The sequence below is a fragment of the Comamonas sp. 23 genome (assembly GCF_049601575.1).
GTDB lineage: Bacteria > Pseudomonadota > Gammaproteobacteria > Burkholderiales > Burkholderiaceae_C > Comamonas > Comamonas squillarum.
Window position 1 is genome coordinate 2,258,829 of the sequence record NZ_CP187127.1, and the last position, 14,057, is coordinate 2,272,885.

13 protein-coding genes are annotated in these 14,057 nt (G+C 62.3%); 11 read left to right on the top strand and 2 right to left on the bottom strand.

The window, feature by feature from the left end; genetic code table 11:
* From lpxB to ACPEE1_RS10135, 9 genes are all read left to right on the top strand, one after another.
* Positions 1–1,164 carry a lipid-A-disaccharide synthase gene (gene lpxB / locus ACPEE1_RS10095; RefSeq protein WP_243419207.1) on the top strand — a complete coding sequence of 388 codons (1,164 nt, stop codon included), beginning with the start codon at positions 1–3 and terminating at the stop codon, positions 1,162–1,164.
* Positions 1,136–1,771 (top strand): ribonuclease HII, encoded by a 636-nt coding sequence (rnhB, locus tag ACPEE1_RS10100; protein ID WP_116924192.1) that lies wholly within the window; start codon positions 1,136–1,138, stop codon positions 1,769–1,771. Before lpxB ends, rnhB begins: the two co-directional genes overlap by 29 nt.
* Before the next feature lie 51 nt (positions 1,772–1,822).
* Entirely contained in the window at positions 1,823–2,611 is a 789-nt protein-coding gene (locus ACPEE1_RS10105; protein WP_232539371.1) for a TrmH family RNA methyltransferase, read from the top strand.
* Positions 2,612–2,920: 309 nt separating this feature from the next.
* Positions 2,921–4,108, top strand: a complete 1,188-nt coding sequence (gene carA, locus ACPEE1_RS10110) for a glutamine-hydrolyzing carbamoyl-phosphate synthase small subunit (protein ID WP_182342169.1) — start codon at positions 2,921–2,923, stop codon at positions 4,106–4,108.
* A 61-nt stretch (positions 4,109–4,169) separates the two neighbouring features.
* Positions 4,170–4,529, top strand: coding sequence for a hypothetical protein (locus ACPEE1_RS10115; RefSeq protein ID WP_027010823.1), 360 nt, complete (start codon positions 4,170–4,172; stop codon positions 4,527–4,529).
* Between the two features lie 65 nt (positions 4,530–4,594).
* Positions 4,595–7,843, top strand: a complete 3,249-nt coding sequence (gene carB, locus ACPEE1_RS10120) for a carbamoyl-phosphate synthase large subunit (RefSeq protein WP_116924191.1) — start codon at positions 4,595–4,597, stop codon at positions 7,841–7,843.
* A 183-nt stretch (positions 7,844–8,026) separates the two neighbouring features.
* A complete protein-coding gene (greA, locus tag ACPEE1_RS10125; RefSeq protein WP_027010824.1) occupies positions 8,027–8,503 on the top strand; it encodes a transcription elongation factor GreA in 477 nt (158 codons plus the stop codon).
* A 30-nt stretch (positions 8,504–8,533) separates the two neighbouring features.
* Positions 8,534–8,953, top strand: a complete 420-nt coding sequence (locus tag ACPEE1_RS10130) for a DUF4149 domain-containing protein (protein WP_182342167.1) — start codon at positions 8,534–8,536, stop codon at positions 8,951–8,953.
* Between the two features lie 46 nt (positions 8,954–8,999).
* Positions 9,000–9,884: a Kdo hydroxylase family protein gene (locus ACPEE1_RS10135; RefSeq protein ID WP_423936248.1), complete on the top strand. Its 885-nt coding sequence runs from the start codon at positions 9,000–9,002 to the stop codon at positions 9,882–9,884.
* Between the two features lie 86 nt (positions 9,885–9,970).
* On the opposite strand, the gene ACPEE1_RS10140 is transcribed toward ACPEE1_RS10135, so the two are convergent.
* Both ACPEE1_RS10140 and ACPEE1_RS10145 read right to left on the bottom strand, forming a co-directional pair.
* A complete protein-coding gene (locus tag ACPEE1_RS10140) occupies positions 9,971–10,690 on the bottom strand; it encodes a hypothetical protein (protein ID WP_021026577.1) in 720 nt (239 codons plus the stop codon).
* A 25-nt stretch (positions 10,691–10,715) separates the two neighbouring features.
* The gene (locus ACPEE1_RS10145) at positions 10,716–11,189 is read right to left on the bottom strand and encodes a YhbY family RNA-binding protein (protein ID WP_021026578.1); all 474 of its coding nucleotides are present in this window, start codon (positions 11,187–11,189) and stop codon (positions 10,716–10,718) included.
* Positions 11,190–11,221: 32 nt separating this feature from the next.
* Here ACPEE1_RS10145 and ACPEE1_RS10150 point away from each other — a divergent pair, with 32 nt between their 5' ends.
* Together ACPEE1_RS10150 and ftsH are read left to right on the top strand one after the other, a co-directional pair.
* Positions 11,222–11,890, top strand: coding sequence for an RlmE family RNA methyltransferase (locus ACPEE1_RS10150; RefSeq protein ID WP_116924188.1), 669 nt, complete (start codon positions 11,222–11,224; stop codon positions 11,888–11,890).
* A 196-nt stretch (positions 11,891–12,086) separates the two neighbouring features.
* On the top strand, positions 12,087–14,009 hold the full coding sequence (ftsH, locus tag ACPEE1_RS10155; protein ID WP_423936251.1) for an ATP-dependent zinc metalloprotease FtsH: 1,923 nt from the start codon (positions 12,087–12,089) through the stop codon (positions 14,007–14,009).
* The last annotated feature ends 48 nt before the right edge of the window (positions 14,010–14,057 follow it).

Here is a 14,057-nt window from a genome sequence, read left to right on the forward strand (position 1 = left end):
ATGGATCCACAGCAAGAGATGTTCTTGGCCATGGTGGCCGGCGAGACCTCGGGCGACCTGCTGGCCGGCTTGGTACTGCAGGGGCTGGCTGAGGATTTTCCCGGCCTGCGCTCTGCCGGTATTGGCGGGCCGCGCATGGCCCAGGCTGGGTTTGAGGCCTGGTGGCCCAGCGAGCGCCTGGCCGTGCATGGCTACAGCGCCGAGCTGGTACGGCGCATCTGGGGTATTTTGCGCATCCGCAAGCAACTGGTGCAGCGTTTGACGGCGCAGCCGCCCCGGCTATTCGTCGGTGTCGATGCGCCCGATTTCAACCTCGGTGTCGAAGAGCGCCTGCGCGCCCAGGGCATCAAGACCGTGCATTTTGTCTGCCCCTCGATCTGGGCCTGGCGCCCTGAGCGGGTCGAGAAGATCCGCCGCTCGGCCGACCATGTGCTGTGCATTTTCCCGTTTGAGCCAGCGTTGCTCGCCCAGCACGGCATTGCTGGCACCTATGTGGGCCATCCGCTGGCCAATGTGATCCCGCTGCAACCCAACCGTGCAGCGGCACGCCAGCAGCTGGGCTTGCCGCTGGAGGGTGAAGTGCTGGCCGTACTGCCGGGCAGCCGCGCCTCGGAAGTGAGCTACATCGCCAAGCCATTTTTTCTGGCCGCCGCGCGCCTTTTGCAGGCGCGACCTTCGCTTACAATCGTCGTCCCTGCCGTTCCGGCTTTGCGCGCACGCATTGATGCGCTGGCTGCTGAATGCGGGATATTGGAGCGCATCCGAGTGCTGGGTGGCCAGTCGCACCTGGCGCTGGAGGCCTGTGACTGCACCTTGATCGCCAGCGGTACCGCCACCTTGGAGGCGGCGCTGTTCAAGCGGCCCATGGTCATCAGCTACCACATGCATGCCATCAGCTGGCGCTTGATGCGCCGCAAGCAGCTGCAGCCCTGGGTGGGCCTGCCCAATATCCTGTGTCAAGACTTTGTCGTGCCCGAGCTTTTGCAAGAGGCGGCGACGCCCGAGGCCTTGGCCGAGGCAGTGGCGCAATGGTTGGACGCGCCACGCCTTGATCCAGCACGCCTGGCCCAGTTGGAGCAGCGTTTTCATGACCTGCACCTGGAACTGCGCAGGGATACCCCAAAGCTTGCTGCCGATGCCATCCAAAAAATTCTCTCTGCCTGACCAGGCCTCCTTGCCTTGGCATCCGCCGGGCTTGGTTGCGGGTGTGGATGAGGCAGGTCGGGGACCCTTGGCGGGTCCGGTGGTGGCGGCAGCGGTCATTCTGGATGAGCGCTCGCCCATTGCCGGGCTGGCCGATTCCAAGAAGCTCACGGCGCGCGCACGCGAGCGCCTCTACGACGAGATCTGCGGCAAGGCGCTGTGCTGCTCGATTGCGCAGGCCTCCGTTGAAGAAGTCGATGGCCTCAATATCCTGCAAGCCACGATGCTGGCCATGCAGCGCGCGGTCAACGGCCTGCGTCTCAAGCCCGTGCGCGTGCTGGTCGATGGCAACCGCATTCCGCGCCTGGAGGTGCCTGCCGAGGCCATCGTCAAAGGCGATGCGCTGGTGCAAGCCATCTCGGCGGCATCGATTCTGGCCAAGGTGCACCGGGACCGCTGGTGCCAGGATATCGACCGGCTCTACCCGCAGTACGGCTTTGCCGCGCACAAGGGCTACGGCACCGCGGTGCACCTGGCGGCGCTGCAGAGCTTTGGCGCCTGCCCGGAGCACCGGCGCTCGTTCTCTCCGGTGGCCCAGGCGCTGGCCTTGGTCAAGACGGGCGCCTAAATCTCCGCCCTCGCTGTTTGCAGGCGCCAAGCCTGCGCAAAGGAATCATCTGTGTCCCCTGCTGCGCATCCTCCCGTTTTTATCCAGTCGCGTGACAATGCCTTGGTCAAGGATTTGCGCCGTTTGATGGAAGAGGGCGCGGCCTACCGCAAGCAGGGGCGCTACTGGATCGAGGGCGACCACCTCTGCCGCGCAGCGCTGACGCGTGGCGTCAAGCCGGCAGTGGCCGTGTTCTCCGAGAAATTCTGGCAGTCGCCCGAGAACGTCTATGCGCATGCGGCCGCCCGCAATATCGTCATCGACACGGCCTTGTTGGCCAGCCTCAGCCCACTGCCGTCGCCTGCGCCTTTTGGCTTTTTGATGGACTTGCCGCTGCAGCAGGCGGGCATCCAGCCCGGTGTGGCCGCCGTGGTGCTTGACCGTGTGCAGGATGCCGGCAATGTGGGCTCCATCTTGCGCAGTGCTTCGGCCTTTGGTTTTGGCCAGGTGATTGCGCTCAAGGGATCGGCTGCGCTGTGGAGTGGCAAGGTGCTGCGCGCCGGCATGGGCGCGCATTTTGCGCTGCACCTGGTCGAGAATGCATCGCAGGACGATGTGCTGGCCTTGCAGCAGCCGCTGCTGGTCACCAGCTCGCACCAGGGAGATTGGCTGCACCGCGCCGCCTTGCCCTGGCCTTGCAGCTGGGTCATGGGGCATGAGGGGCAGGGTGTGTCCGAGGCCTTGCAGGCGGCCGCACACCAGCATATTCGCATCAGCCAGCCCGGCGGTGAGGAATCACTGAACGTGGGCGCGGCCGCGGCCATTTGCCTGCATGCCAGCGCAGCGGCACGTGCAGATTGATGCGGCGATAGGGTGGTGCTGAGGCGCAGGTGATTTAGTGATAACGAGTATGCGCTTTGCGTATTTTCTCCGTTACTACTACGCTCTGTGTTACTGCAATGCTGCGCAGAGTGTGTAATTTTTAGCGATTTGACCCTCAAATCATCCCCTGCCTCCACTCAGATTGCAGCTTGCACGCTACAATGGGTGGCTTTCAAGTAATCACGTCGCCCGGCTGCACTCAAAGCAATCTCTCATAAGCACAGTCTTCGCGGTGATCCTCCGGGACACCTCAGACTCCGGGCGACCCGTAACCATCCGGAGAACCCAGTGTTTTTGTCTCAACAGAGCGCGTTTCCTCCCGCCATTCTGGCGCTCGCAGACGGCACGGTCTTTATTGGCAACTCAATCGGTGCGCAAGGCACCACGACCGGCGAAGTGGTGTTCAACACCGCGATGACCGGTTACCAGGAAATCCTCACCGACCCCAGCTATTGCCAGCAGATCGTGACACTCACGTATCCGCACATCGGCAACTACGGGATCAATGCGGAAGATATTGAGTCCGACAAAGTCTTTGCTGCTGGCCTGATCATCAAGAATCTGCCCCTGCTGGCCAGCAATTTCCGAAGCACGGAAACCTTGTCGGAATACCTGGTCCGCAGCAAGACGGTCTCCATCGCCAACATCGATACCCGCAAGCTCACGCGCCTGCTGCGCGACAAGGGTGCGCAAAACGGCGCCATCGTTGGCCTGGCCGCTGGCGAGCAGGTCTCGCAAGCGCGCATCGACGAAGCCATCGCCGCCGCCCAGGCTGCGCCCAGCATGAAGGGTCTGGACCTGGCCAAGGTGGTCAGCGTCTCGCAGTCCTACGAATGGGTGCAGACCGAATGGCAACTGGCGCGCGCCGATGGCACGCCCGGCTACGGCAAGCTGCAGGACCATGCCTTCCACGTGGTCGCCTTTGACTACGGCGTCAAGAAGAACATTCTGCGCATGCTGGCCGAGCGCGGCTGCCGCGTGACGGTGGTGCCAGCGCAGACGCCTGCGGTCGAAGTGCTCAAGTACCAGCCCGATGGCGTGTTCCTGTCCAACGGCCCTGGCGACCCGGAGCCCTGCGACTACGCGATCGAGGCTGCGCGCACCATCATGGACAGTGGCGTGCCGACCTTTGGCATCTGCCTGGGCCACCAGATCATGGCGCTGGCCTGCGGTGCCAAGACCTTCAAGATGCAAAACAGCCACCACGGTGCCAACCATCCGGTCAAGGATCTGGACTCGGGCCGCGTCTGCATCACCAGCCAGAACCATGGCTTTGCCGTGGACCTGGAGACGCTGCCGGCCAACACCCGTGCCACGCATGTGAGCCTGTTCGATGGCACCTTGCAAGGCATGGAGCGCACCGACCGCCCGGCCTTCTGCTTCCAGGGCCACCCCGAAGCTTCGCCAGGCCCGCATGACGTGTCGTACCTGTTCGACCGTTTTGTGAACCTGATGCGCGAGCACAAGAAGGCCTGATGCCAGGCGCCTGTTGCCCGCGCCCGAACCTGCGCACGATGAACCCAAGGAATATGCTGCCGTGAAACTGTTTTCTTTTCCTGTCGCCACCTTAGAGAAAGCGATCAGCAAGCGCATCATGACCTTGCCTGCCGAGCACAAGGAATGGTTTATGGCGCGCTGGCAGCAAAAGCCCTACAAGAAATCGTTCCTCGACAACAAGGCCTTGCCGCTGGTGACCATCGTGTCCAAGTGCAAGACCATGACGGACGAGGAATTCGACCAGGTGATGGCCGAGTGGGACGCCAAGTTCTACGAAGCCGAGGCGCAGGTTCTGCGCCCCATGGTGCAAGGGGATGGTCTGCTGCAGCTGATGCAAAAGAGCCTGCCCGAGGCCCGTGTCCTGGCCATTTTGAACAAATTAGATACCGACCGCGTATAAACCCAGCGCTGGGCGGCTGCCCACCAGGACAGCCAGCCAGCGCGCGCGACTGCAAGGCGAGCCTCATGTCTAAACGCACCGATCTCAAAAGCATTCTCATCATTGGCGCTGGCCCGATCATCATCGGCCAGGCCTGCGAATTCGACTACTCCGGCGTGCAAGCCTGCAAGGCGCTGCGCGAGGAGGGCTACAAGGTCATCCTGATCAACAGCAACCCTGCGACGATCATGACCGACCCGGCCACAGCCGATGTCACCTATATCGAGCCCATCACCTGGCAGACGGTCGAGAAGATCATCGCCAAGGAGCGCCCCGACGCCATCCTGCCGACCATGGGTGGCCAGACCGCGCTGAACTGCGCGCTGGACCTGTGGAAGAACGGCGTGCTCGACAAGTACAAGGTCGAGCTGATCGGCGCCAAGCCCGAGGCCATCGACAAGGCCGAAGACCGTCTCAAGTTCAAGGACGCGATGACCAAGATCGGGCTGGGTTCGGCCCGCTCGGGCATTGCGCACAGCATGGAAGAGGCCTGGGACGTGCAGCGCCAGGTGGGCTTCCCCACCGTGATCCGCCCCAGCTTCACCTTGGGCGGCACCGGCGGCGGCATTGCCTACAACCCCGAAGAGTTCGAAGTCATCTGCAAGCGCGGTCTGGAGGCGTCGCCCACCAACGAGCTGCTGATCGAAGAGTCGCTGTTGGGTTGGAAAGAGTACGAGATGGAAGTGGTGCGCGACACCGCCGACAACTGCATCATCGTCTGCTCAATCGAGAACTTGGACCCGATGGGCGTGCACACCGGTGACTCGATCACCGTGGCCCCTGCCCAGACCCTGACCGACAAGGAATACCAGATCCTGCGCAATGCCTCGCTGGCCGTGCTGCGCGAGATCGGTGTGGACACCGGTGGCTCCAATGTGCAGTTCTCGATCAACCCCAAGGACGGCCGCATGGTCGTCATCGAGATGAACCCCCGTGTCTCGCGTTCGTCGGCACTGGCCTCCAAGGCTACGGGTTTCCCGATTGCCAAGATCGCGGCCAAGCTGGCCGTGGGCTTCACCTTGGATGAGCTCAAGAACGACATCACCGGCGGCAAGACCCCCGCGTCGTTCGAGCCGACCATCGACTACGTGGTCACCAAGATCCCGCGTTTTGCCTTCGAGAAATTCCCGACGGCCGACAACCGCCTGACCACGCAGATGAAGTCCGTGGGTGAAGTGATGGCCATGGGCCGCACCTTCCAGGAGTCCTTCCAGAAAGCGCTGCGCGGCCTGGAAGTGGGCGTGGACGGCATGAACGAAAAGACCCAGGACCGCGAGATCCTGGAAAAGGAGCTGGGCGAGCCCGGTCCCGACCGTATCTGGTATGTGGGCGATGCCTTTGCCGCCGGCTGGTCGCTCGATGAAGTGCACAACATCACCAAGATCGACAAGTGGTTCCTGGTGCAGATCGAAGAGATCGTCAAGCTCGAGCTGGCACTGGACAAGCACACCGAAGCACAGGGCGACGACAAGGCGCTGGCCGCACTGTCGGCCGATGATCTGCGCAGCCTCAAGCAAAAGGGCTTCTCCGACCGCCGTCTGGCCAAGCTGCTGCACACCAGCGACAAGGCCGTGCGCGAAGCGCGCCATGCGCTGAATGTGCGCCCCGTGTTCAAGCGGGTGGACACCTGCGCGGCCGAGTTCTCGACCAACACGGCCTATATGTACTCGACCTACGACGAAGAGTGCGAAGCCCAGCCCAGCGACAAGAAAAAGATCATGGTGCTCGGTGGCGGCCCCAACCGCATCGGTCAGGGCATCGAGTTCGACTACTGCTGCGTGCACGCGGCGCTCGCGATGCGCGAAGATGGTTATGAAACCATCATGGTCAACTGCAACCCCGAGACCGTCTCGACCGACTACGACACCTCGGACCGCCTCTACTTCGAGCCCGTGACCCTGGAAGACGTGCTGGAGATCGTGGCCGTTGAAAAGCCCGTGGGCGTGATCGTGCAGTACGGCGGCCAGACGCCGCTGAAGCTGGCCCTGGCGCTGGAAGAGGCCGGTGTGCCCATCGTCGGCACCACGCCGGACATGATCGACGCGGCCGAAGACCGCGAGCGTTTCCAGCAGATGCTGCAGACGCTGAACCTGCGCCAACCGCCCAACGCCACCGCGCGTACCGAGGCGCAGGCGATGGAACACGCCCGCGAACTGGGCTACCCGCTGGTGGTGCGTCCCAGCTATGTGCTGGGCGGCCGCGCGATGGAGATCGTGCACGAAGAGCGTGACCTGGAGCGCTACATGCGTGAAGCGGTCAAGGTCTCCAACGACTCGCCCGTGCTGCTGGACCACTTCCTGTCCAACGCCATCGAGTGCGATGTGGACTGCGTGCGTGACCGCACCGGCAAGGTGTTCATCGGCGGCGTGATGGAGCACATCGAGCAAGCGGGCGTGCATTCCGGTGACTCGGCCTGCTCGCTGCCGCCTTACTACCTGAGCAAGGCGACGGTCGATGAGATCAAGCGCCAGACCGCGGCCATGGCCGAAGGCCTGAACGTGGTGGGCCTGATGAATGTGCAGTTCGCGATCCAGGAGCGCGATGGTAAGGACATCATCTATGTGCTGGAAGTGAATCCTCGCGCTTCGCGTACCGTGCCTTTTGTCTCCAAGGCCACCGGCATCCAGCTGGCCAAGGTGGCCGCACGCTGCATGGTAGGCGACACGCTCGAAGAGCAGGGCATCATCCAGGAAGTGACGCCACCGTACTTCAGCGTCAAGGAAGCCGTGTTCCCGTTTGTCAAGTTCCCCGGTGTGGACACCATCCTCGGCCCCGAGATGAAGTCCACTGGTGAGGTGATGGGCGTGGGCAAGACCTTTGGCGAAGCCTATGTCAAGAGCCAGCTGGGTGCAGGCACCAAGCTGCCCCGCTCGGGCAAGGTGTTCCTGACCGTGAAGAATGCCGACAAGCCACGCGCCGTGCAGATTGCCAAGGAGCTGGCGAGCATGGGCTTCCAGCTCTGCGCCACCCGTGGCACTGCGGCTGCGATTGCCGATGCCGGTATCGAGGTGCAAACGGTCAACAAGGTGACCGAGGGCCGCCCCCACATCGTGGACATGATCAAGAACAATGAAATTGCGATGGTCATCAACACTGTGGAAGAGCGCCGCAACGCCATTGCCGACTCGCGTGCGATCCGTACCAGCGCTTTGCTCGCCCGCGTGACCACCTTCACGACCATCTTTGGTGCCGAGGCCGCTGTCGAAGGCCTGCGCAACATGGATGACCTGGAGGTGTACTCGGTGCAGGAGCTGCACGCCAGCTTGCAGCACTGATCGCATCGCCGTTGGCCGATTTTTGTTGCAAGGCTCAAAAATCGGCATAATAGAGACTGCCTCGCAACCGCCGCGCTCCCCAGCGCGGCGGTTTGCTTTTGAACCCCCGCCGCATAGCAGGCGGATGATGTCTATCAGATGCCAGCCACAGCGCTGGCATCGCGACTGTTTGTGGAGACCGAGATGGCCACTATCCCCATTACCAAGCGCGGTGCAGAAAAGCTCAAAGAAGAGCTGCAACGCCTCAAGACCGTGGATCGTCCCGGCGTCATCGCGGCCATTGCGGAAGCTCGCTCGCATGGCGATCTGAGCGAAAACGCCGAATACGATGCGGCCAAAGACCGCCAAGGCTTTATCGAAGGCCGTATCCAGGAAGTGGAGGCCAAGCTGTCGGCCGCCCAGATCATCGACCCCTCGCAGCTCGATGCGGGCGGCAAGGTGGTGTTTGGCGCGACCGTGGACCTGGCCGATGAGGACAGCGGCGATCCGGTGACCTACCAGATCGTCGGCGAGGACGAGGCCGACCTCAAGCAAGGCCTGATCAATGTCTCCAGCCCCATTGCCCGCGCGCTGATCGGCAAGGAAGAGGGCGACACCGCCGTCGTGCAGGCCCCCGGTGGCGAGCGCCGCTACGAAGTCGTGGCCGTGCGCTACCTCTAAAGCCATCGGCCACTGCGCACCGAGCCCGCGATGAAGCACCGCCTGCCCGTTTTCGCAGCCGCCCTGTGGTGGGGCAGCCTGTCGGCCATTGGCTTCATGGCCGTGCCCATGCTGTTTGCCAACCTGCCACAGGCATCGATGGCGGGCTTTATGGCTGCCAAGCTGTTTGCAGCGCAGACCTGGGTGTCGCTGGCCTGCGGCCTGGTGCTGCTGGTGCTGGCCAAGGACAAGGCCAGCAACACCATCGAGCCCTGGGCGCGTGCGGCACTGGGCTTTGTGCTGGCCGGCATGCTGATGGCGCTGGTCGTGCAGTACGGCATCTCGCCCAAGATCGTGCAGCGCGAGAACTTCAAGTTCTGGCACGGCCTGGGCACCTTGCTGTATGCGCTGCAGTGGCTGTGCGCGGCCCTCGTGCTGTGGCGGGCATCCGCACCCGCATCGCGGCCTTGATCTGGCCCAAGGCAATCGCCCGCCGCCGCGCTACACTGGGCGGGCCATGCAATCTCCCATCGTTTCCATCGACGCCAATGACTGGCGCAACACACCGGGCCGTCCGGAATGGACGGCCGCCGTTGAATCGGGCAAGGTGCTTTATTTCCCCCAACTCGCATTTGCGCTCTCCGAGCAGGAAAAGACGCTGCTGCGCCCCGATGTGCGCGACCCCAAGTCGCGCAACATCAGCCTGAATGTGGATGGCAGCATCAAGGGCGTGGCCGGTGATGCCGCAACGCAGGCCGCCGTGGCGGCCATGGTCACGCGTTTTCGCGCGCAGGCCACCGCGCTGATTGCCGGTCTGTTCCCCGACTACATGCCGCTGGTGCGCATGGCGCCAACGAGCTACCGGCCCTCGCAGGTCGAGACCCGTGCCCAGTCCTGGCGTGCCGACGACAAGCGCATGCATGTCGACGCCTTTCCCTCGCGGCCCAACTACGGCGAGCGCATCCTGCGCGTGTTCAGCAATGTCAATCCCGATGGCCAGCCCCGGGTCTGGCGCGTGGGTGAGCCTTTCGAGGATGTGGCGCGCAAGTTTTTGCCACGCGCCAAGCCTTATGTGCCTTGGCAGGCCAAGGTCTTGGCGATGCTGCATGTGACCAAGTCGCTTCGCAGCGAGTATGACCACCTGATGCTGCAGCTGCACGATGGCATGAAGGGCGACATGGACTACCAGCGCAATGCGCCGCAGGAGACCGTGCCCTTTGCCGCCGGCTCCAGCTGGGTCTGCTTTTCGGACCAGGCGGTGCATGCGGTGATGTCGGGCCAGTACATGCTGGAGCAGACCTTCTTCCTGCCCCCCGGCAAGGAATACAACCCCGACGCAAGCCCGCTGGCGATCTTGACGCGCATGCAAGGCCATGCGCTGATGGCGGCAGACCAGCGCTAGACCAGCTGCGCCAAAGCCCACTGCGGGCCACAAAAAAGGCGTTGATCGCAGGGATCAACGCCTTTGGTTTTTATGCGCAGTGCGGCTCAGCCCCAGGCCTTTTCAATCCAGCGGGCCGGCTGGATATGGTGGAAGCGCTTGTTGCGCAGGCCTTGCAGCGCGTCGGGCGGGTTGACCTCGCCGTGGAAGATGACGATGCGCGCATCGGCAGGCGGCACCGGCTCCTTCCAGTAGTTGCTCGGCCAGGTGGGGATGCAGTAGTACTTGAAGCTCGGGCACCAGGCAGCCGGCCAGTAATCGAGCTTGCCCTGCTGGTGCAGAAAGTGTGACAGGTACTCCTGCTCGTTGCGGTACTGGGCGCGCAGCTGCTCGGTGTTGGCACGGAAGTTGGCCAGCACATCGGCGTGGGCGCCCAAGGTAAAGCGGTAGACCGAGGAGTTGCCGACAATGCGCTCACCAAAGCGCCAAAAACGCGGGTAGTCATGGATGATGCGAAATTCACCCGGCAGGGTGAAGAACTCATCGATGCTGCCGACGATCACCACATCCAGGTCCAGGAACAGCGCCTGGCCTTGCAGACCATACAGGTCCTGCTCGAAGGTGGTGAGCTTTTTCCAGGCGCCATCCCGCTGGCCGGGGGCCAGATGGATGTTCAGGTCTGGAATCGGGTGGCATTCCACTTCGCTGCGAATCCCTTGCGTGTCATCGGTCAGGCAGACAAAGCGAAAATCGCCACTCAGATGGCGGCGAACCATGGCGTACAGCCGATTGACATAGTCGGGGCCATATTTGGTACCCCATTTCATGCAAAGGATGTGGCGATCGGTCACACTAGCTGCCCTGCTGCTTTTTGATCGACTTTTGCTTGGGCTTGGCGCGCTTGACCTGGCCGCCGGCCGTCAGGCGCTGGTTACCCAGGATGCGGATCTGCTTGACTTCGGGCTTTTGCCAGACGTTCTTGCTGAACTTGAGCACCTTGACTTCGCGCGGGCCGGCCTTGCGGTCTTCGTCGAGTTGCTTTTCCTTCTCGGGCATCGGGCGCCACAGGACCAGCAGCTTGCCGATGTGCTGGATAGGCGCTGCATTGAGCGAGTCGGTCAGCTTCAGGAAGATGGCCTCGCGGTTGGCGCGGTCATCGGAGAAAACACGGATTTTGATCAGGCCATGGGCATTCAGGGCCAGGTCGACCTCTTTTTCGACGGCTTCGGTCAAGCCGTCACCGCCAATCAGAACCACGGGGTCGAGGTGGTGGGCTTCGGCGCGGTGCTCGCGACGTTGGGCGGGAGTGAGTTGTATTTGGGGCATAGCCCGTATTATCGGGGCTCCGGGGAGAAAACATGAAAGTAAGTACTAAAACCAAGAAGGTCAACAAGACTTGGCTCAATCAGCACATCAACGACCCCTATGTGCGGGCCGCGCAAAAAGACGGCTACCGCGCCCGCGCGGTCTACAAGCTCAAGGAAATCGATGAGCATTTCAAGCTGATCCGGCCGGGCGATGTGGTGGTCGATCTGGGCTCCACGCCTGGCGCCTGGAGCCAGTATGTGCGCCGCCGCCTCTCGCCCGATGGCGCGGCGGTGGGCGAGCTCAACGGCGCAATCATCGGCCTGGACATGCTGCCGATGGAGCCCATCGAGGGCGTGGACTTCATCCTGGGCGATTTTCGCGAGCAGGAGGTGCTGGACCAGCTGGAGCAGACGCTGGCCAAGCGCCGCGTTGATGTGGTGATCTCGGACATGGCGCCCAACCTCTCAGGGGTGGAGAACGTGGATGCTGCCCGTATCGCGCATCTGATCGAGCTGGCGGTGGACTTCACCTGCCAGCACATGAAGCCCGAGGGCACCTTGGTGGTCAAGCTGTTCCATGGCAGTGGTTACTCGCAGCTGGTGGACTTGTTCAAGCAGACCTTCCAGGTGGTCAAGCCCTACAAACCCAAGGCTTCGCGCGATAAATCGTCCGAGACCTATTTGGTTGGTATTCGCCTCAAACCCGAAGCGCAGCGTTGAGCACCCCTTGCCAATGCCTGCTTTGCCTGGCGCATGCTCCAAGCTTGCTGAAACACTGAGACAATGGCCTTTACTGAGCAATCCTGCGTGCCACCAAGGGGAAAGCGCAAGCATTGGCCCTTGAAAGTCCTAAAATAGTGCATATCTGACATAACAGATTCTGTGTCTTTCCCGATTTCCTACTACTGGAGCCCCCTTGAACAATCAGTGGTTTTCTAAGATCGCCGTATGGCTTGTCATTGCCATGGTGCTGTTCACCGTGTTCAAGCAATTGGACAACCGTACAGGCGCCAGCGCGAACAAGATCCCGTATTCCGAGTTTTTGCAAGACGTCCGCAATGGCCGCATCAAGACTGCGACCTTGCAGGAAAGCCCTGCCGGTACGGTGATCACGGCGACCACGGGTGACGATCGCAAGCTCCAGACCACCGCGACCTACATGGACCGTGGCCTGATTGGCGACCTGATCAACAACAACGTCAAGTTTGACGTGAAGGAGCGCGAAGAAGGCTCGCTGCTGATGAGCCTGCTGATCAGCTGGGGCCCGATGCTGCTGCTGATCGGCGTCTGGGTCTACTTCATGCGCCAGATGCAAGGCGGCGGCAAGGGCGGTGCGTTCAGCTTTGGCAAGTCCAAGGCGCGCATGCTCGACGAAAACAACAACAGCGTCACCTTTGCCGATGTGGCCGGTTGCGACGAGGCCAAGGAAGAAGTCAAGGAAGTTGTCGACTTCCTCAAAGACCCCAACAAGTTCCAAAAGCTCGGCGGCCGCATTCCCCGTGGTCTGCTGCTGGTCGGCCCTCCCGGTACCGGTAAGACCTTGCTGGCCAAGTCCATTGCCGGCGAAGCCAAGGTGCCGTTCTTCTCGATCTCGGGCTCCGACTTCGTCGAAATGTTTGTCGGCGTGGGCGCGGCCCGCGTGCGCGACATGTTCGAGAACGCCAAGAAGAATGCGCCTTGCATCATCTTCATCGACGAAATCGATGCCGTCGGCCGCCAGCGTGGCGCCGGCATGGGCGGTGGCAATGACGAGCGCGAGCAGACCCTGAACCAGATGCTGGTCGAGATGGATGGTTTCGAGACCAATATGGGCGTGATCGTGGTGGCTGCCACCAACCGCCCCGACATTCTCGATGCCGCCTTGCTGCGCCCTGGCCGTTTTGACCGCCAGGTCTACGTGACCCTGCCCGATGTGCGTGGCCGCGAGCAGATCCTGAATGTGCACATGCGCAAGATCCCGGTGGGCCAGGATGTGAACCCCAACATCATCGCCCGCGGCACGCCCGGCATGTCCGGTGCCGATCTGGCCAACCTCTGCAACGAAGCTGCGCTGATGGCCGCGCGCCGCAATGCGCGCACTGTGGAGATGCAGGACTTCGAAAAGGCCAAGGACAAGATCTTCATGGGCCCCGAGCGCAAGTCTGCGGTGATGGACCCCGAAGAGCTGAAGAACACCGCTTACCATGAAGCCGGCCACGCGCTGATCGGCAAGCTGCTGCCCAAGTGCGACCCGGTGCACAAGGTCACCATCGTGCCGCGCGGCCGCGCGCTGGGTGTGACATTCACGCTGCCCGAGAAGGACCGCTACGGTTACGACAAGGAATGGGCACTGAGCCGTATCGCTATGCTGTTTGGCGGCCGGATTGCCGAAGAAGTGTTCATGAACCAGATGACGACTGGCGCATCGGACGACTTCAACAAGGCGACCCAGCTGGCGCGCGACATGGTGACCCGCTACGGCATGACCGATGCGCTGGGCCCGATGGTCTATGCCGAGCAGGAAGGCGAGCCTTTCCTGGGCCGCTCGATGAGCAAGCCCAGCAACATCAGCGAAGAGACCATGCAGAAGGTGGACGCCGAGGTTCGCCGCATCATCGATGAGCAGTATGGTCTGGCACGCCGCCTGATCGAAGAGCACAGCGACAAGATGCATGCGATGGCCAAGGCCATGCTGGAGTGGGAAACCATCGATTCCGAGCAGCTGGACGACATCATGGCGGGCAAGGCACCGCGCCCGCCCAAGGACTGGACGCCACGCAACCCACCGTCGAGCAGCAATGACGGCGGCGCAGGCGGCAGCCCCACCGTGGTGACGGAGCCGGCACACAATCCGGTCTGATCACGACAGACCCTGGCGAAAAGCGCTCTGCCCGAGCGCTTTTCTTAT